16 protein-coding genes and 1 riboswitch are annotated in these 19602 nt (G+C 42.1%); of the genes, 10 read left to right on the top strand and 6 right to left on the bottom strand.

Translation table 11 applies throughout. The features are described from left to right. Nucleotides 1-44: 44 nt before the first annotated feature. Nucleotides 45-127, top strand: a riboswitch (glycine riboswitch). Between the two features lie 147 nt (nucleotides 128-274). Continuing rightward, entirely contained in the window at nucleotides 275-1657 is a 1383-nt protein-coding gene (locus tag NST58_RS32040) for an amino acid permease (RefSeq protein ID WP_339245514.1), read from the top strand. Between the two features lie 284 nt (nucleotides 1658-1941). Beyond that, nucleotides 1942-3159, top strand: coding sequence for a HAMP domain-containing sensor histidine kinase (locus NST58_RS32035; RefSeq protein WP_339245511.1), 1218 nt, complete (start codon nucleotides 1942-1944; stop codon nucleotides 3157-3159). 104 nt (nucleotides 3160-3263) lie between these two features. Here NST58_RS32035 and NST58_RS32030 read toward each other — a convergent pair whose 3' ends face one another. The 5 genes from NST58_RS32030 to NST58_RS32010 all read right to left on the bottom strand — a co-directional run bounded on the left by NST58_RS32030 (nucleotide 3264) and on the right by NST58_RS32010 (nucleotide 7575). Continuing rightward, nucleotides 3264-4169, bottom strand: coding sequence for a DUF5643 domain-containing protein (locus NST58_RS32030; protein WP_076124237.1), 906 nt, complete (start codon nucleotides 4167-4169; stop codon nucleotides 3264-3266). A gap of 23 nt (nucleotides 4170-4192) precedes the next feature. Further along, nucleotides 4193-5353, bottom strand: coding sequence for a DUF4179 domain-containing protein (locus NST58_RS32025; RefSeq protein ID WP_339245509.1), 1161 nt, complete (start codon nucleotides 5351-5353; stop codon nucleotides 4193-4195). Then, nucleotides 5346-5888 (bottom strand): sigma-70 family RNA polymerase sigma factor, encoded by a 543-nt coding sequence (locus tag NST58_RS32020; RefSeq protein WP_232061486.1) that lies wholly within the window; start codon nucleotides 5886-5888, stop codon nucleotides 5346-5348. Before NST58_RS32020 ends, NST58_RS32025 begins: the two co-directional genes overlap by 8 nt. 249 nt (nucleotides 5889-6137) lie before the next feature. Beyond that, nucleotides 6138-6725 (bottom strand): class I SAM-dependent methyltransferase, encoded by a 588-nt coding sequence (locus NST58_RS32015; protein ID WP_339245506.1) that lies wholly within the window; start codon nucleotides 6723-6725, stop codon nucleotides 6138-6140. 385 nt (nucleotides 6726-7110) lie between these two features. Continuing rightward, nucleotides 7111-7575, bottom strand: coding sequence for a VOC family protein (locus NST58_RS32010; protein ID WP_036682343.1), 465 nt, complete (start codon nucleotides 7573-7575; stop codon nucleotides 7111-7113). 158 nt (nucleotides 7576-7733) lie between these two features. On the opposite strand from NST58_RS32010, the gene NST58_RS32005 reads away from it, so the two are divergent. The 8 genes from NST58_RS32005 to NST58_RS31970 all read left to right on the top strand — a co-directional run bounded on the left by NST58_RS32005 (nucleotide 7734) and on the right by NST58_RS31970 (nucleotide 18868). Then, a complete protein-coding gene (locus NST58_RS32005; RefSeq protein WP_076191556.1) occupies nucleotides 7734-8168 on the top strand; it encodes an Lrp/AsnC family transcriptional regulator in 435 nt (144 codons plus the stop codon). Between the two features lie 100 nt (nucleotides 8169-8268). Beyond that, entirely contained in the window at nucleotides 8269-10005 is a 1737-nt protein-coding gene (locus tag NST58_RS32000) for a histidine kinase (RefSeq protein ID WP_339245502.1), read from the top strand. A gap of 5 nt (nucleotides 10006-10010) precedes the next feature. After that, nucleotides 10011-11591 (top strand): response regulator, encoded by a 1581-nt coding sequence (locus NST58_RS31995; RefSeq protein ID WP_339245499.1) that lies wholly within the window; start codon nucleotides 10011-10013, stop codon nucleotides 11589-11591. Between the two features lie 196 nt (nucleotides 11592-11787). Next, complete coding sequence (locus NST58_RS31990; RefSeq protein WP_036682339.1) at nucleotides 11788-12708, top strand: ABC transporter permease subunit; 921 nt, start codon at nucleotides 11788-11790, stop codon at nucleotides 12706-12708. Nucleotides 12709-12748: 40 nt separating this feature from the next. After that, entirely contained in the window at nucleotides 12749-13630 is an 882-nt protein-coding gene (locus NST58_RS31985; protein WP_076124225.1) for a carbohydrate ABC transporter permease, read from the top strand. A gap of 54 nt (nucleotides 13631-13684) precedes the next feature. Continuing rightward, nucleotides 13685-15271, top strand: coding sequence for an ABC transporter substrate-binding protein (locus tag NST58_RS31980; protein ID WP_076124223.1), 1587 nt, complete (start codon nucleotides 13685-13687; stop codon nucleotides 15269-15271). A gap of 571 nt (nucleotides 15272-15842) precedes the next feature. Further along, entirely contained in the window at nucleotides 15843-18269 is a 2427-nt protein-coding gene (helD, locus tag NST58_RS31975) for an RNA polymerase recycling motor HelD (protein ID WP_339245495.1), read from the top strand. 14 nt (nucleotides 18270-18283) lie between these two features. Next, a complete protein-coding gene (locus tag NST58_RS31970; RefSeq protein WP_076301525.1) occupies nucleotides 18284-18868 on the top strand; it encodes a Crp/Fnr family transcriptional regulator in 585 nt (194 codons plus the stop codon). An 8-nt stretch (nucleotides 18869-18876) separates the two neighbouring features. Here NST58_RS31970 and NST58_RS31965 read toward each other — a convergent pair whose 3' ends face one another. Continuing rightward, nucleotides 18877-19596 (bottom strand): DUF4386 domain-containing protein, encoded by a 720-nt coding sequence (locus NST58_RS31965; protein ID WP_339170526.1) that lies wholly within the window; start codon nucleotides 19594-19596, stop codon nucleotides 18877-18879. Between the last annotated feature and the right edge of the window lie 6 nt (nucleotides 19597-19602).

Raw genomic sequence — 19602 nt, 5'->3', positions numbered from 1 at the left:
TAAATAAATCGCAAGCTATGATTGCTATGGATCACACTATAGCAGGAGCAGCTTCTGGAGAGACCGTGGGGGAGTCCCCCGGCGCCGAAGGGTTCACAATCTCAGGCAAAAGGACAGAAGAGTACTAGATAATTCATTTGTTATTCTGATCATCGTCAGAATAAAGGAATGTATTTTATTTATTATTCTTAGACCTAAGAGATTGGAGCGTATCCAATCTCTTTTTTGTTATCATTTTTACTTGTACATTTTTTCACATAAGGGGGAGTTTGAAATGGCAGCACAAGAATTAAAGAGAGATTTAGAGAATCGGCATGTTCAGCTCATTGCGATTGGTGGAACCATCGGTACCGGATTATTTTTAGGATCAGGCAAAGCTATACAACTGGCAGGACCATCGATCATTTTTGCTTATTTAATCGTGGGTATCGCTATTTTTTTTGTGATGAGGGCATTAGGAGAACTTCTGTTGTCTAAAGCAGGTTATCAATCTTTTACAGACATTGCCGAAGACTATCTTGGACCGCGGGCGGCGTTTGTAACTGGATGGACCTATTGGTTTTGTTGGATCATGACGGCTATGGCCGATATTATAGCTGTTGGGGTCTATGTACAATATTGGTTTGATATCCCGCAATGGATACCTGCAGTCATTTGTTTAATTATTTTATTAGGACTCAATTTATTAACGGTAAAAAGCTTTGGGGAATTGGAATTTTGGTTTGCTTTAATTAAGGTAATCACTATTCTCGCATTGATTGCTATCGGGGTATTCTTACTGGTGATTGGATTCAAAACAACTACTGGAACGGTTGCGCTCAGTAATATTTGGGCACATGGGGGAGTATTTCCAAACGGCATTTCAGGGTTCCTACTTTCATTTCAAATGGTTGTGTTTGCTTTTGTGGGTGTGGAATTGGTGGGCGTATCGGCAGCAGAGACCTCCAATCCAGAAAAAACTATCCCATCGGCGATTAATAAAATACCTTTACGAATTCTATTTTTCTACGTGGGTGCTATTATTGCCTTATTATGCATCAACGCTTGGACAGAACTAAACCCGGCAGAAAGTCCTTTTGTTAAAACATTTAGTTTAGTGGGGATTCCGATTGCCGCGGGGGTTATTAACTTCGTTGTATTAACTTCAGCTGCGTCCGCTTGTAATAGCGGGATGTTCTCAACAAGCCGGATTCTATACAATCTAAGCAGAAATGACCAGGCTCCAGCCAACTTTGCAAAGCTTAATAAAAATCATGTACCAAGTAATGCTTTATTCATATCCACGCTTGTCTTATCTGTAGGCGCTTTGTTGAGTAAGCTGATTCCGGAGACGGCTTTTGGCATCGTGACAACAATTAGTGCCATTTGTTTCATCTGGGTTTGGGGCGTCGTTCTAATTTGCCATTTGCGATATAAAAAGACGAAGCCGGAATTGCAGGCCAAATCAAAATTCAAAGCACCGTTTACACCCTTTGTGAATTATGTTGTTCTAGCTTTGTTTGCAATCATACTCATAATTATGCTATTTGCTGATGAAACTCGTCCGGCCTTATTGTTGACGCCTTTATGGTTTATATTATTATTTGTTTTGTATTCGATAAATAGAAGAAAGAGGGAAAGAGATAATAAAATAATCAGGACCGAAACACCTCTCTAGTTTATGAGGAAAGCTTTAACCGGCGCAGAAGCCGTGGTTATATTCAACCGCGACTGGGCAGGGAGCCCTTGCCGGTTTCAAGCGTTCCTACATGGACGTTTGCTTAAAGAATATGCAAAGTTAAACAGAAAACCGGAAGATACAGTTAAAATGGTATCTCCCGGTTTTTTAGTTTTTTACAAACTATAATATCATCGAGTTTACAGTTTTTTTCAGTTATTGTTTATTACTATTTCAGCTGATATAATTCTTATTTCGACAATCAATTTAAAAGTGGTGAATTCATGAGAGAGTTCTACAGTCGGGTGAATCGAAAAACCTATTACATATTAATGTTAATGATCATCGTTCTTATGATGTCTGGATTAATACTATCTACTCTAGAGTTAGATGGAATTGATTTTGGTTATATCATTCATTTTTTATGTGTGACGTTTCTAACGGTTTGTTTATGGATTTACCCTAAGCATGAGACACATACTTTTAGAAAGATTATCATTCTATTTGGATTTGCGTATTTTTATACGCTATTCTTTTTATATCCTCAAACTTGGACTACCTATATCCTCATTTGTCTTATTCCTGCACTCTCTATTCTATTTTTTGATTTAAAATTGTTCTATTTTTCCTTCATTATAAATGGAATACTGATGGTAATTACATTTGGCTATATCCTCTTGATTGATAGAGGGGATCTATATACATATTTACATTATGATATTCTAGGGAATTTCATTAATATAATAGCGGTTCAAGTGTTATTATTTTTCATTTTTCAAATATCATTTAAACGGATGAAAAAACAGCAGCTTTATTATGAACAATTACAGCAATCTGAGCGCTTAAAGATGGTTGGACAATTGACAGCTGCCGTTGCGCATGAAATTAGAAATCCAGTGACAGTGGTTAGAGGTTTTTTACAGTTTTTTGATGAGGATCCTTCATTTGATGATCCTATGAAAAGAAAATTTAAATTAATGATTGATGAATTGAACACAGTAGAACAGATTATCTCGCAATTTCTAACCCTTTCAAAGCCAAATGGAGAACAAAAACTAGAAAAAGTAGATGTGAAGGATGTTATTGAGAGTGTCACAGGATTGCTCCATTCCTACGCAATGTTATCTGATAATCAAATTGTTACCTATGTAGAAGAAGACTGCAAGATCTCTATTAATAAAATTGAATTTAAGCAGCTGCTTATTAATATAATAAAAAATGCTTTAGAGGCTTCGGATGTTGGTAAATCTGTCTCTATTATGGCGAATAGGAACAATAATTTTATTGAGATAACAATCATCGATGAAGGAAGCGGGATGTCGGAAGCTGAGGTTAAGTCGCTAGGGACTCCTTTTTATTCATTAAAAAGTAATGGAACAGGTTTAGGATTAATGATTTGCTTTAATATCGTAGAAAAGTACGGCGGGGAAATTTATTATAGTAGTTCTGTAGGTAAAGGGACAACAGCTACTATCCGCTTTTTAGCTATAAATGACCAGTAAAACGGAACATTCTATCCATTGAAAGAAGGGGATTACCTCAAGCCTTCGGCCGGAGAGGTAATCCCCTTTCCTAGTAAATATGTTTATATTTTCTGCGCTAACGATTATTTTAGAGGGATTTTGATCTCCAATTGCTTGTTGTAATTTTTAACTACATTGCCTTTGGCATCTACTTTATAAGCCCCGGTGTTGCCTTTTTCAAATACGGCTTGATACGGTCTGATAATCAGATATTCTGCCGCTGAGCTAGGTGCTTCGAACAATAAATCTTCAGAAACCGTATTTTGAGTTGCTGCAACAGAATCCCTTGCAATAAATTCTAATTCATTTCCCAGATTATCATAAATGTCATATCCTAAAGCCTGTGCTTGGGTGGCAACCCCTTTAACCGCTAAAGCGATACGCACAGAAGTCTCTCCTGCAGCAACACGGGTGGTTTTGATTTCAAATTGGTTGTCTTTCTTTATAGCAGGCAGCTGAATGTTACGCACTAATCCTGCTTGCTTGAGAGAAAATTTAAGTACATACGGTTCATCGATTCCGTTAAGCTTCACATGGATACTCAATTCAGAGGAAGCCAGGTTTGCCTTTTGTTGCTCAGTTAACCATCCGGTCTGCAATACAACAACCGCCTTGTTGGCATCACCGTCACTGATCCAGCGTGGTGTTTTTAAATCAATGCCTCCTGGTTGAGTGAGCTTAGCGTCTATTCCCACAATAGTACCTTCTGCAAGATAGGGCTCACCTTTATCATTTAAAGTTACTCCTGCGAGCATTCCTGAAAATAGCGATCCCTCACGGCTCAGGTCGATCTTAATATAGTTACCATCAAACTGCGCACTGCCCTTTAAAGTAAGCTGATCGTGTGAATCGGCCACTTTTGTTGTATTCAGGGAAGCTTCAACAGCGGGTTGAGCACTGGATGCTTGGGTTAAAGCTGGCATTCCCAACGCTCCTAGGCATACAGCAGCACTTAAAATTACAGACATCTTCTTAGTCATTTTTTTCATGATATTATCAAGCTCCTTAATTTTTATTTAACTAGCACGTTTATCTCTAGACCGTCAATATAATGCTTCACTGGGTTTCCAGAACTGTCTGTTTTAAATGCTCCATTCTTACTTTGTGGGTTCTCAAACTCATAAAGATAGCCACGGATTGTGAGCATATTAGGGTGTTTCTCAAATGGCTCAGTAAGCAAATCGACATTAAGTGACCTATTGGAAGTCGAGAGGACTTTCTGTGAAATATCTTTCAGCACCTGTCCTTGTTGATCCTTTACTTCAAAGCCCACTAAACTCAATGCTGCATGATCTTCGTCTGTATCCTGTTCCAGCATGAGCGACAGGCGTGTCGTTAATGGACTATATTCCAGCTTTTTCAGGATCAAACTCCATCCTCCAACTTGTGCGCGTATATCAGGTGTGGAAATTTTATTAATCGTAGCCTTCCGCGCAGGAATTTGGAGAACAAACGGTTCATCCATACCGTTTAAGCCAAGAGTTACGGTCAATACAAATCGATCAGGAAAAGGTTTGTTGGAGATTCCGGAATTCGAGGAATCCACTAGTCTAAAAATAGCTGTGTTGCTTTCCGCACCTTCTATCCAGCTTAGAAACGGCATAGCTTTCCAGAGACCATCTGAAAATTGCTCCAGGGAAGCGCCGTCGATCAATACTTCTGCAGAGGTTATTGCACCTTTCGCTAAAAAAGGCTTACCATCCGCTCCAATCGTTACTCCGGCTAGCTTACCTTCCAGTTCTTCTCCCTCACGCTTCACCGAGAATGCCAACCGGCTGCCATCAAATACAGCCTCTTCGGCAGACAAGGTGATCCCTTCATGGGTATCACTGCTGTTTAGACGGGAAGTCAGTCCCAGACGCTGGGCCGCTTGTAACCCTATATCATCTGCCCGTTCAAAAATACCGCCTATCAAGGGAAGCTGCTTGAGCGCATTGGCCAACGTAGGCGGATAGATAGCCGTTAGCATAACACTTAACAATATCGCCGCAGTCACAGCAGCTGTGATTTTTGGATATATCCGCTTTTTCTTTTCCTTTTCCACAGGATCCTGGACAATGGTGCCCAGCGATGCATAAATCGAATCCTGCCGTGATCGTAGTAAAGGAGGAAGCTCCTGTATATTAGCTTTCCCTAGCTCCCTGATCTGCTTTTCTAAATTGTTATTATTCATTAGCAAGACCCTCCTCCCGCACAGGATGTATCTGTTTGGACAACAATCTCCGTGCGCGATGAAGTCGTGCCCTGACCGCTCCCTCGGAGATGTCGAGCACATCTGCAATCTGCTTAATGGATAAATCGTCATAATAAAAAAGCACGATAGCAAGCCGCAGGGATTCGTCCAACTGATTAATGAAGCTTTGCAGGTCTACGTTGCCTGAATCTTCAAAATGCACATAGGAAACGACCGGTTCCTCGGGAATTTCCGCCACAGCTATAGTTCGTTCTCGCATACGAAGTAACTGATTGCATTCATTAATCAGGATGCGTATAACCCAGGTTTTAAAAAACTTAGGCTGTTTAAGGTTGGCCAACCCTTTATACACCTTCAGTGTTGTTTCCTGAAGAGCATCCGCGCAATCTTCATCTTTTAGCAGAATGGTTTTGGCTAATCTGTACAACTGGGATTCCAGTTGCCTGAAAAGACGGGTAAACGCCTCGTGGTCGCCTTTCTGCGCTTTTTTGATATCCAGTTCGTTTTCCAGCAAATGATTTTTCCTCCTTGAGGGCCCTCTGTATAATTAGATGGAGAAGACATCCAAAAAGTTATATTTAGGATAAAATTCATTCTCCTACACAAGTCACTTACCTCGGTAGTAGTATAAAATCCATGCAATTCATTGTTTTTGGCAAAGATGGAGAGGTTAATAGAAAGGGGGGGGACTTCAAGTGGATAAACTGAAATAAATTCAGGAATTACCACCTTATCAGAAGAGAAGTAGTGGGGTAATCCTGAATTAAAAAGTGTATACATATACCTTGGTACGCAGTGTGTCCGTGCATGTTATGGTACGGACAGGCTGCATGCATGGAAGGGCAAAACAAATGCTAATGACCACTGCGCCCGGCAGTAGCTCACGCTTGAACTTGTCCCCCAGCCGTTTCATCGCTCCGGGAAATAAGTAACAAAGAACTATATCCGCATGCTCGTAAGAGCTGCTATAGATATCCCCACGTACATAACGAAGCCTTCCGTGGAGCAGATTCTGGCCTTCGTCTGCTCGCAGCATACGTGTGCCGAACCTAGCAAGCAGCTGGGATGTCCACAAGGGAATACTGGAATTTTCAATGCCTGTCAGCCTTTTGCCTGGACATTGGCGAATAACATCCATGCCAAGTGTTCCCCAACCCGATCCCGCCTCCACAATGCTGCTATATCCCGGAATCCGATTCACCTCAACGGCAACAGCCGAGCGTACAGATTTTGACGTAGGCATCGGCGATATCCCGTTCCTCCAGCTCACCAGCACAATCGACACCATGGATAACAAGGCTGCGAAGGCGATGAGCCAAGCGATGACTTGAATCACGATCAATACTATCATTCCTTCTTCATCTGCTAGAAGCAGGATTCAATTCTCTTACTTTCTCCCAGCATTTCGTTTATTAACTTCATATTGATAAAGATCCTGAATTTCCTTGCTTTCAATATCTTGACCTACATAAAAAATCAGAGTGGGATCATTTGCTGGATGGGCATAAGAAAGATAAGTGCGATGTATAAAATCAAAGTCCATCTTACCCAGCTGGAAATCGATTTGATATTTATCTTCTAAATAGACTTCAAATTGCTTTTTTAAAGCCAGAGACTTCCACGGAAGTCCAAAGAATAAAAAGTAGGTTCCTATAAGAAATATCAAAAAAATTAAGAGGAAAAGCGACTTTTTACTGAGAATGGTATGTTTTATAATTCATAACCCTCCCTAGCGTTTATTCTACATGAACTTTGCTGGACATATCAAAATCAACCTCTTCAAGAAATTCGATAACTTCTCCATTGGGACTGTGAATGATCGCGTTTTTAATTAGAAGAGGCGGTTCGCCCAGAGACAGAGAATCCGGTGCTATAAAAGCCTTGGCCCCATGTGCAAGGGCTTTTTGATACATCTCCTCTACATTATCTACATAGAAGGCAAGATGTAATAACGCTCCGTGCGCTATATCTTCATCAGACAAGGCTTTTTTTCCTTGAGCGGCGATGACTGCATCATTATCAAAAATCTCAATGCAGGTTCTGCGGTCAGGTGAAATCAGCATGGAGGCTTCTTTGATCTGAAAGGATGGCAGACTCCAATGATGACCTAGCTTGAATCCTAAAACGTCAATATAGAATGAAATAGTTGCTTTATAGTCTTTGGCTTGAATTGCTACATGTGCAAGGCCTTTTACACTCATTTATAATCGCTCCCAACTTTAATATATACTTATTATAGTTGTATTAAAATATGAGATATATATATAAGATAAGTGTTTTGTAGTAATATGGTTATTAAATTTAAGGTATTATAGCGAAATAAGTTTATTTTATAAAATGGGTTTAGGAGGCGCTTGCTATGGAACAACTTGTGGATGACATTGATAAAAAGATTATGCAATTACTTCAGTACAATGCCCGAATGTCCATTTCACAAATCAGTAAAGAGGTTTCGATGTCACAACCCTCTGTTAAAGAACGAATGATCAAGCTGGAGGAAAGGAATATCATTTCTGGGTATCATACAGCTTTTAATCTACGAGATCTGGATCGGGGCACAACTACGTTTATTCTATTAAAAACAGAACATTGCCAAGAGATTACGGATTTTTGCAAATATGCTATGGAAGTTACCGATTTATATCGGATTAGCGGAGAATATAATTACCTCATAAAGGTGCAAACCGCGTCGATTGAGGAGTTAGCTGAATTCCAAGACAACCTTATAAAGTTTGGACCTTCAAAATCTCATATCAGTCTGAAAAATATATTGGAAAACAGGGTGTTGCTCTAAAGCCCATTTTCCAAACACAATATCTAGTAACCGCTTTCATTCCATTGTAGAATGGATGAAAACAACGTTAGCATTAACTCGGATACAAGGGAGCATGGGTATGGAGAGGTTTTTATTCAGTAAAAAGTATATTCCGTTCACCTATAAGATGATGATACCGTACCTCATTCTAGTATTGCTGACAGATGTATTGGTGGGTTATATAGCTTATACGATGCTCGTAGAGTCCAGAACGGAAATGGCGGAAACGAATGTCCGGACAGCTTTGAAGCAGACGAGGAACAATATCGAATATCAGACAGATGAAATCAAACGAATGACTAACTCGCTGTTTCTCAATACGAATTTTCAGAATGCTCTGCAGTTTAGGGGAGATGCATTGGAAAACATGCTCAAAATGAGGGATGATATCGTTCCTTATATGAAAGCCCCTCTGCAATTGTATGGGAACAATCTGAGACTTGTGCTCTATACCGCAAATGAGACGATGCTTGAAATCCCCGGTGATGATATGTCTGTACCTATCGGTAGAAGCGATTATTATATTCTTTCTGATCAGGTTATTGAAGATAAGGAATGGTACAAGTCGATTGTTGCTAATAACAAAGACAGCTTGTGGCTTCAGGCGGACAGCGACAGTGAACTAAGCAATATTTCGTATTTCCGCAAGCTGGTTTCTTCTAAGGGAGGCCCATCGATTATTGGTTATATTCGCGTCACGGCGAGAATTGACGAGCTTTTTGGCAATTTCGATACCTTTCCGATTGAACAGGGTATAGACCTTCGTCTAGTGGATCGGGTTAGTGGATTAACGCTTTATGAACAAGGTATTGTCGATGAACATGCGAAGCAAGACGCTTATCTGATCATTAGTGAAGATATTCCGTTGTCTGACTATGCTATCGAGGTACGGGTGCCGCATGCCTATTTGAATAAAGATGCTAGCCGAATGCAGAAGGTGATCACCACGGTTTGTTTGATCAGCTTTTTAGTCATGGCGGTGATTGGCTTCCTCGTTGCCCGCATATCAGGCAAAAAAATTAAACGGATCGTATATTTGGTCCGGTCCTTTCAGGAAGGGAATTTTTATAAAAGAATTGGGTTTGCCGGGAATGATGAATTTGTCTACATTGCTAATAGTTTTAATCAGATGGCGACTAGTATCCAGGACCTGATCCAGAACGTCTATGAGCAAGGGATTCAGAAAAAGCAAGCGGAACTGGATGTGCTTCAAGCTCAGATCAGTCCGCATTTTTTGTATAATACATTGTCGACCATTGGCAGCTTGGCCAATTTAGGCGAAGTTGAGAAGGTTACACAGATGGTACAAGGTCTTTCTAAATTCTATCGCCTCACCTTGAATGAAGGACATGTCTATATCTCTCTTGAAAAAGAGCTGGAGCAGGTAAGGATGTACCTTGAAATTCAGAGGGTAAAGTATGCCGATGCGTTTGAGGTTTATTATGATATTGATCCTGATATTTTACAGGTTCCCATCATTAAGCTGATTTTGCAGCCATTTGTAGAAAATATATTCAAGCATGCTTGGTTTGGGGAGACGATTGCGATCCGGATTACCGGAAAACGGCTGGGTGAACGCATCGAGCTCAAGGTCATCGATAACGGAATTGGTATGCGGGCGGAGACACTGCGAAATATGCGTTCAAGCTCATTCCATTCGAGCAGCTATGGACTGAGAAACGTGGAGGAACGAATCAAGCTGAGATACGGCCATGATTTCGGCATTCATATCGGCAGTTACTTTGGGGCAGGAACGACCGTTCAAATTATCTTACCGGTGGATAATGCGGAAATCCGGGAAGTTATGGGGGAGTAAATAGTATGGCGATGGAAATCAACGTTCTGTTGGTGGATGATGAAGTGATCGATTTGGAATGGCTGAGACGGCGGGTGGCGGGCAGTGATCATTTGCCTTTGCATAGCGTGAGAACGGCAACGAGCGGTTTCGCCGCTTTAAAAATGATGGAGCAGCACCGCATTGATATCATTCTCTCCGATATCCGCATGCCGATTATGTCGGGCGTGGAATTTGCCCGGAAAGCGAAGGAGATTAACCCTGAGGTCCATCTGCTTTTTATTAGCGGACATCAGGATTTCAACTATGCCAAAGAGGCCATTCAATTAAATGCCTCCGGTTATTTGCTTAAACCCGTTGATGATGACGAGTTAAATAAGACACTGACTGAACTCTGCGCCAAGATTGAGAAGGAGAGGAAGCAGCATATTTCCTTGTCGGAAACACTGACGCTTGTGAATCAGGAGCTGCTGCTGCGCTGGTTTAATGAGACTGCCCCGGGGCAGGTGGAGACGCATATTCACAACGTTCTTACGTCTTACTTACAAGGCGCGTCGGCGGTTGCCATCGTCGAGATTGACGATATGGCACGGAAAATCCAAACTTGGACGGAAGAAGAGCGGAGTTTATGGAGCAGTACAGCCAATCATTTTATCCGGAAGTTCGCGCAAGATCAAAATTTAGGCATGGTCATCACAACCTATGACTATCATTTTGTGATCCTTGCTGCGGTTCAGGAACAATATTTTACCGCTTTGATGGAAGAGCTCATTCGGTCATTCTATCAGGAATTTTCCTGTTCAATTACGATTGGAAGAGGGATGTACACAACAGAACTGGGTAAGCTGCATGATTCCTATCGGCAGGCTCAGGCTGCTTTAAGTATTAAATGGATTGTTGGGAAAAATAGAATCATCCAAGATGCCTCGGAATGGAGCCCGAAGGAAAAAATCGCCTCAGATTTAGAGGTTATTGTGGACCGGATGCTTAAAGCGATGCTCGATTACGACCTTACCACCATTGATGATTGTTTGCTGCAGCTGTTTGCCGGGGACAGTCCGCTCTCCCAGAAAAACGACATCTACGATATCATTATTCGAATTACCTCCAAGCTTCATGCCGATCTGCAGCAAATGAACGAGCATCTATACGAGATTTTGAATTGGGATTCACATCATCCCTTTGTGCTGTTTCAGTTTGAAACGGTGCATGATATTCTCTCTTGGCTGAGAAGAAGATTTTTTGAGTTGTCGGAGCTGCTTTATTTGAAACGGCAAAGACAAAAGCGGAAGTTAATTGATGAAATCACGGAATATGTGAAAGAAAGATTAGATCAAAAAATAACGCTGAACGAAGTGGCCGCCCATTTCGATTTTACGCCTAACTATCTCGGTCATTTATTTAAGGTTGAAACCAACAGTTTATTCAGCGATTTTTTAAGTGAATTACGGATGAAACGGGTATGCGAGCTGCTCGAAGATCCGACTAAGAAAGTTTATGAGATTGCAGAACAAGCCGGATATAAAAATATTATTTATTTCAACAGACAGTTCAAGCAATACATGGGCATGTCACCCGGTGAGTACCGGAAGAAAAATAAAATCTAACAAAAAAGCGGTGAAAATGAAAACCCGGCGATGATTTTTCGGTTATTGGAGAATCGCTGCCGGGTGTTTTTGGTCTGCCGGCTAACCTTTTTTTGTCGAATCGTTGAATTAGTATTATGTTTAGTTGTTTCGCTGAATTATCTAAGCGCCTGTGCCCTTTTATAATAAGAGATATAGAGAAGAGAGGGGTGCAAAGATGAAAGGGCATACATTTTGGAGCGATTTAAAGAATTATAGGGTTCTCTTGCTGATGCTGGCTCCGGCGGTTGCTTTTTTCCTTCTGTTTGCCTATGTCCCGATGGCGGGCATTATTATTGCCTTCAAGCATTATGATTATGCGGGCGGTATTTTTGGAAGTGCCTGGAACGGGCTCGACAACTTCCGCTTTTTCTTTGAATCAGGCGATGCTTGGCGGGTAACACGAAATACAGCACTATATAACATTGCGTTTATCGTCGTCAATAACAGTTTGCAAATTTTTGCAGCGATTATGTTGTTTGAGGTCGGTGGTAAATGGTTCCGCAAAATCACACAATCGGCGTTGTTCCTGCCTTACTTTATCTCATGGGTCGTTGTCGGAGCGATTGCTTATAACCTGCTCAATTATGATATTGGCACCGTGAATGCTTTGCTCAGAGGTATCGGACTCCAGCCTGTCGATATTTATAATACACCTTCCTATTGGCCGTATATTCTGGTTATAGTTTCTGCATGGAAAAGTCTCGGATACGGAACGGTGATGTACTTGGCCGCGATTACGGGGATAGATACAGAAATGTATGAAGCAGCCGAAATCGATGGGGCTAATATTTTTCAGCGAATTATGAAAGTAACCATTCCGAATTTGTATCCAACGATTATTATTCTGGTGCTGCTGGCAGTCGGGAACATTTTCCGTGGTGATTTCGGGATGTTCTATAACATGATCGGCAACAACGGCTTGTTGTTCTCCTCGACAGACGTTATCGACACTTTCGTATTTAGGTCACTGATTACTTCGAATGATATCGGCATGTCAGCTGCAGCTGGTGTTTTCCAGTCCGTTCTTGGCTTCGCGACGATCATGTCAGTGAACTATGCTGTCCGTAAATACGACAAAGACCGCGCTCTGTTCTAATCGTATCAGGAGTTAAGTCTTTCATAATGGAGGTAACGATATGAAGCAGCTTGATCGTAAAATATTTTCAGGTATTGGTTATGTATCCCTGATTTTTCTCTCAGTTTTATGTATTTTTCCTTTTATACTTGTCGTATCTTCATCCTTTACGGAAGAATCCAAAATCCTAACGGATGGTTATCAATTTATACCGACTGCCTTCTCAACTGAGGCCTACAGCATTTTGTTTAAGTATCCCGAACAGATGATTCAAGCCTATATAGTGACAATAGGAGTTACTATACTCGGCACGGTGCTTGGCTTGTTTCTGACTTCGATGACTGCTTATGCGCTATCCCGAAAAGATTTTAAGTGGCGCAATAAATTTTCGTTCTTCTTTTTCTTTACGACTTTGTTCAGCGGCGGTTTGGTTCCGTGGTATCTGCTTATGGTCAACTACCTTCATATGAAGGATACGCTGATGGCCTTAGTGGTTCCGATGATGCTCAATGTCTTTTATATCATTGTTATGAAGTCTTTTATGGGCAGCATTCCGGAAGCTATTGTAGAATCAGCAAAAATTGACGGCGCAGGCGACTTTAAGATCTATGCTCGTCTAATCCTGCCGCTGTCCAAGCCGGCGTTAGCTACCATTGGATTGTTTCTAGCGCTGGCCTACTGGAATGACTGGTACAATGCATTGCTGTTTGTATCGAATGAAAACTTGATGCCGCTCCAATATTATTTGTATAAAATGCTAGGCAATATGGATGGCATGCGCAAAGCGATGATGGGTGCAGGGGCAGTCGTAACGACATCGATCCCAACCGAGAGCTTGAAAATGGCGATGACAGTTGTGGCCACTGGCCCGATTTTGCTGGCTTATCCATTCGTGCAGAGGTATTTTGTCCAAGGTTTGACGATTGGTGCTGTGAAAGGATGAACCCGGGGAAACTCGGTTTATCAATATAATTAAACACAAGGGGGAAGGCTTGAGATGCTGAAGAGAAATAGATTGATGATGCTAGCGCTCGTTTTAACCTTCGTAATGATTCTAAGTGCATGTGGTGGTGGCAATAACAATGCTAATACGTCTGCACAGGCTACAAATAATGCGTCAGAGGGAGGAAGCGACACTACGAACAACTCAGAACCTGCAACTACCTCAGACACCCTTGATACCTCTAAAGAAGTGAAGCTGAAAATGATTTTTGTTGGCCCTAAACCGATAGACTATGATAGCGTTTTTGCTGAGATTAATAAAAAGCTGAAAGAAAAAATTAATGCTACTGTAGAGGGCGAGTTTCTGGATTGGTCGGACTGGGCACAAAAATATCCGCTGAAGCTGGCAGCTAATGAGGATTTTGACCTCATCTATTCGGCAAACTGGGCTGGTTACAATGACCAGGCGCTGAAAGGCGGATTCCTGGAATTGACCGATGAGCTGCTTACCAAATATATGCCGCAGACTTTAGCAGCTATGTCTGATGTGAGCTGGGATCAAGCTAAGGTAAACGGCAAACTGTATATGGTTCCGCAAAACAGAGGGGAATCCGTTGAAAAACTGATTTTGTACCGCGAGGATTTGCGTAAGAAATACAATCTTCCGGAGATCAACAGCCCAGAAGCGTATGCCACTTACTTGAAAACCATAGCACAAAACGAAAAAGGAATTACACCGTTCACCCCGGAAACAGGAGACTGGAAATATCATAATTTGGACCGTGTATTGCTGAAGCAACAAAACGAATGGAATATGTTTGATCTCGACCTTCCGTTTGCTTTCAAATTGACGGATGAAAAAGGGCAAGTATTTAACGTATATGAAACGCAAGAGTTTAAAGATCTACTCGTATATTACAAAGATCTCGCTGATAACAATGCATGGTCGAAAAACGTTCTAAACAGTAAAAATGATCATCAGGCCGATTTTAAAGCAGGCAAAACAGCATCGATTACGCACAACAACGGAACACTTGGAGCACTTATGGCTTTGATGCGCCAAGAGAATTCCCCTTATGAAGTAGCATTGGCTGACATCAACCAAGGCAAGAAGAAATCAGTGGCGATTTCCACCCAAAACGGTACTTCGATCCACGCTACTTCCAGAAATGTGGAACGTTCCTTGATGTTCCTCGATCTGATGCAAAATGATAAAGAACTGCACGACCTGATGATGTACGGCCTTAGCGGTGTACATTACGAAGCGGTTGGCGATGACAAATATAAAGCCCTTGAAAAGAATCCGAACTATACTGGCTTCTCTAACTGGAACTTCAACTCGCCACTTAACCGTGACAATGAAGCATTCCCGCAAGAAGCAAACGATCTGGCTAAAGGCTGGGAAGCAAATGTCTATCACTACGCGCTTGAAACCTTCGTATTCGATAACAGCAAAGTGAAAACGGAAATTGCCAACGTTGGTAACGTAATGCTCCGTTATGCGATTCCGCTCGAATACGGCGTAATCAAAGATATCGACAAAGGTCTTGAAGATCTGAACAAGCAACTGAAATCCGCGGGCATTGATAAAATCCAAACCGAACTACAAACTCAAATCGATGCTTTCTTGGCAAACAAATAACCTACAGAATAAGGGAGACCTAACAGTCATCAAATGACTGTTAGGTCTCCCTGTTTAATTGGGCTCATCCGCGGGTGAAGCCGCTATCGGACACAGTTGACCCTAATAGCAGCATTATCGCACTTTTGGAATACTAACGGACCTCATAGTCGCTATTAGCCTAAAACAGGCCTAGAATGAAGCTCAAGATAAAGAATAGCTGCACTGGAGTCCGAAAGTCTGCTTTAAAGGCTGAAAATCAGTAAATAAAGTCACCTCGGTCCGTTAGGCAGACCAGAAACAAAAGGCAGCAACCCTTTTGCTAGGGAAATGGATACTTAGGGAGAACGGCTACTCTTTGTGAAAAGGAATAAAAAAGAAGAACCGGCATGAGCTGCCGGTTCTTCTTAATATATAATTTGCGCGCAATGAAATAACGTGATATTATGAGAAGACCACTGGCAATCTACGTATTTTAGACAGATTTAATACATCTTATTTATACATTAATAATACCACGCGGATTGGCAGTTTGTCAAATTTGTATTTTTGCTTCTTGATAACAACCTTGAAAAGGAGCGTGTTAGTAAAAATGTTAAACGAAAAAGATTGGCAGGGAGAACAGAAACGGCTAGATTCGGTCACGGAAGAATTGCAATCAAAGATTGGCGAGCTGGAACCGGAAGTGACAGGATTACGTGAACAGGTGACGGACATCCGCAAGCAGTTTTGGGAGGAAGTTACGGTCAATACGAGCACACATGAGGATTTCGAGGAGACCTTTTACAGTATAAAACAGCAAGAAGCGTTGTTGTCTGAACGGGAACGTAGCCACCGCCAACGGCTGCTGCGTTATAAAAACATGAAACGGCTGCTGCCGTCACCCTATTTTGGACGAATGGACTTTCAAGAAGATGGGTTGAACTCCAGTGAGCAAATCTATATCGGGGTGGCGTCTTTCATCGATGCAGAAGGTGTAAACTTTCTGGTATATGACTGGCGGACACCTATTGCAAGTATGTATTATGACCATTCGCCAGGCCCCGCCACTTACGATACACCGGGAGGACAAATCTCAGGAACGATGATGCTGAAGCGGCAATACCAGATCCGTCAGGGTCAGCTTCAGAACGTGTTCGATACGAGTTTAACGATCGGTGATGAATTACTTCAGCAGGTGCTTGGTAAGGGTGCGGATTCACAAATGAAGAGCATCGTGGCGACTATTCAGAAGGAACAGAACGCTATTATCCGCAACGATAGTAGCCGTATGCTCATTGTGCAGGGGGCGGCGGGCAGCGGAAAAACATCCGCAGCGCTGCAACGGGTAGCCTATTTGCTATATAAACACCGCGATAGGCTCAAAGCGGATCAGATTGTTCTTTTTTCGCCTAATCCGATGTTTAACAGTTATGTATCTACGGTGCTTCCCGAGCTTGGCGAGGAGAATATGCAGCAAACAACCTTTCAGGAGTATATTGATTATTGGCTTGGATCTACGCTTAGTCTAGAGGATCCGTTCGAGCAGATTGAATATGTACTGACGTCCAAAGCTTCTCCAGAGTATGAAGCACGGCTAACTGGAATGCAGTATAAAGCTTCAGAAGCTTTTCTGCATGCTTTGCAAAACTATGCGTTGTGGTTAGGGAAGGAAGGGATGTTGTTTCATAGTATCCGTTTTCGGGATCGCGAGTTGATTACTGCGGAGCAGATGAAATCGCAATTTTATAGCTATGATAGCTCCATTCGCTTGGCTAATCGCATCGTTTTATTGCGTGAATGGCTACTGCGTCAGTTGGCTTCGCTGGAGCGTCAGGAACAGGAGGCATTCTGGGTTCAAGATGAACTCGATTACCTCGATACCGATCAGTATGCCGAAGCCTACAGTGAGATACTTAAGAAATATCGGCGGGAGGAAGCCGTCTTTGATTTTACGACTCAGTATCTTGAGAACTATGGGGATTTTCCTAATCAGGATCAAGGGGAAGAGAATGTTTTTGACTTTGGTCTGCAGGAAGAAGAACTGCTGCGCCGCATGATTGTGAAGGAGCACTTTAAACCGCTGAGACGCGATGTCAAACGGTTCAAGTTCATAGATACGATTGGGTTATACGATCAGTTGTTTAGTGCCGACGCCAGTTATCGGCAAATGACGAACGAGACTGAGGTGCCTGCTCAGTGGCAGGAAATTTGTAAGCAAACAAAGGAAAAGCTGAGCCGCGATGAACTCTTTTGCGAGGATGCTACTCCATTCCTGTATTTAAAAGAACTTGTCGAGGGCACTCGTGTGAACACTGAGGTGCGGCATCTGTTTATCGATGAAGGCCAGGATTATTCGCCGTTCCAATACGCGTTTCTCAAACAGCTGTTTCCCCGCGCGCGCATGACTGTGCTCGGCGATTTCGGCCAAGCGATTTTCCCTCAAGCAACGAATTTGCACGAGGTGGATTCACCTTTGATCCGGCTTTATGGTGAAGATGAAACGAGCCTGATCCGTCTAATTCGAAGTTATCGTTCAACTTGTCAGATTGTGGAGTTTACGAAGGCGTTGCTGCCTAATGAGGAGATCGTACCTTTTGAAAGAGAGGGTAAGAAGCCGTTCCTAGTGAACGCTAGTAGCGATGTAGAGCGGGCGAAAAGAATTAAAGAAGATCTCGCGGCGTTGATGGCTGAAGGGCTCGACTCTATTGCTGTGATTACCAAGACTGCAGCTGAAAGCCGTGCGGCCTATGAAGAATTAAAGTCACAAGGATGCGAAGCTCTGCGGCTCATTACGAAGGAGACGCTCACTTTTGAGAAGGGCATTTTAGTAATTCCCGCTTATCTCGCAAAAGGGGTTGAATTCGACGCCGTACTGATTTATGATGCTTCCACACAGACGTATGATCGGGAAAGCGAACGCAAGCTTTTTTATACAGCCTGTACGCGTGCGATGCATCGGCTTCTGCTGTACACAACAGGTGATTGGTCACACTTTATTCAGCCGTTAGAGGGATCTTTATATGAGGTCGTGCAATGAGATTGGAGAGATAAATGAAAAGCATATTGTATAAGTATATGAGTAAATTTACATCTCTTAACGAAGTGGAACAGCAGGATATTGTTGAAGGTATTCCTATTGAGGAATACAAGAAGGGAACGGTACTCCTTAGACAAGGAGACGTTCCCTCAAAATGTTTTTTTGTGTTAAAGGGATGTGTGAGGCAGTCCTCGGTAGATGAATCGGGCAAAGAAGTCACATCTAATTTTTATACGGAAGAGCAAGCGGTTTCGATTTTTAATCGGCATCAGGAGAGTAGACCCTCAGCGTACACCTTAACCTGCCTAGAAGACAGCATATTGGTGGTTGGTGATCTTAATGCGGAACAGGATATGCTCCATAAACACGCTCAGCTGGAAACCATGATACGCAAAATGGTAGAGGAGAACTTGGGTGAGGTTCAGGATGAGTTGACTTCCTTTATTGCTTCCAATCCTGAAGAACGTTACAAAGCCTTGTTACAAAAAAGACCTCATTTACTTACCCGTGTCCCCCAACATCAATTAGCCAGTTATTTGGGGATTACGCCAGAGTCATTAAGTAGAATTAAGAAGCGGGTTCATTCCGGTGATGAATAACAAAATCGTTATACACTTTTGGGGATTTTTCCACCTCTAAGCAGTAGCCATATCCCAAAGCCTAGTTCTCCTACAATCATAGGAATAGTAAAAACAAAATTAAGTGTTGTAATGACCGCCTCATATTGTGGGAGAAACATTTTGCTTAGATGAATGATAATATAGCCTATTGAAGCAAGCAGCAGCAAGATGCTGATTACTTTAGGAATGACATCGGATTTTAAAGCCACATAGCCCACTATTAACAGATGCCCGCCAAAAACGACCAGCCCTATAGACCAAATGAATTGAAATGCATCCAGTAATAACATCATAAATGCTTGAGTTTGTTCGATTGTTAATGAGGAAAAGCCATTTGTGTTTCCCGTGAGCAGCAGCACAAATATCAAGGTTAATATAGAGATTGCCAATATAGCGGAATAGGTTAGACGGAGCCATGCGCCGAGTAATGAAAGATTTTGGTTGACGGGTTCTAGAAACACATAAAACGCCCAGGCGACCAGAATGTCAGTAATCATAATGATGATCCAGCCCAAGATTTCCCCTTTGAAAAGGTTGTTGGAAGATACAATGTTAATAAATGTGGCACTGGCATCGCCTTGCACAACAAGAGTCCCATGGACAAAGCCATATGAAAAAAATGAGGCGAGGGTCATGATGATCAGTGATATTCCAGCTGTTAAAGCGGACTTACGCTGGTTCGATAGGTCTTTTTCTGAGATAGCCATAAGATA

This window comes from Paenibacillus sp. FSL R10-2796 (genome assembly GCF_037965315.1).
Lineage (GTDB): Bacteria > Bacillota > Bacilli > Paenibacillales > Paenibacillaceae > Paenibacillus_AQ > Paenibacillus_AQ odorifer.
This window is presented reverse-complemented; position numbering and strand designations above follow the sequence as displayed.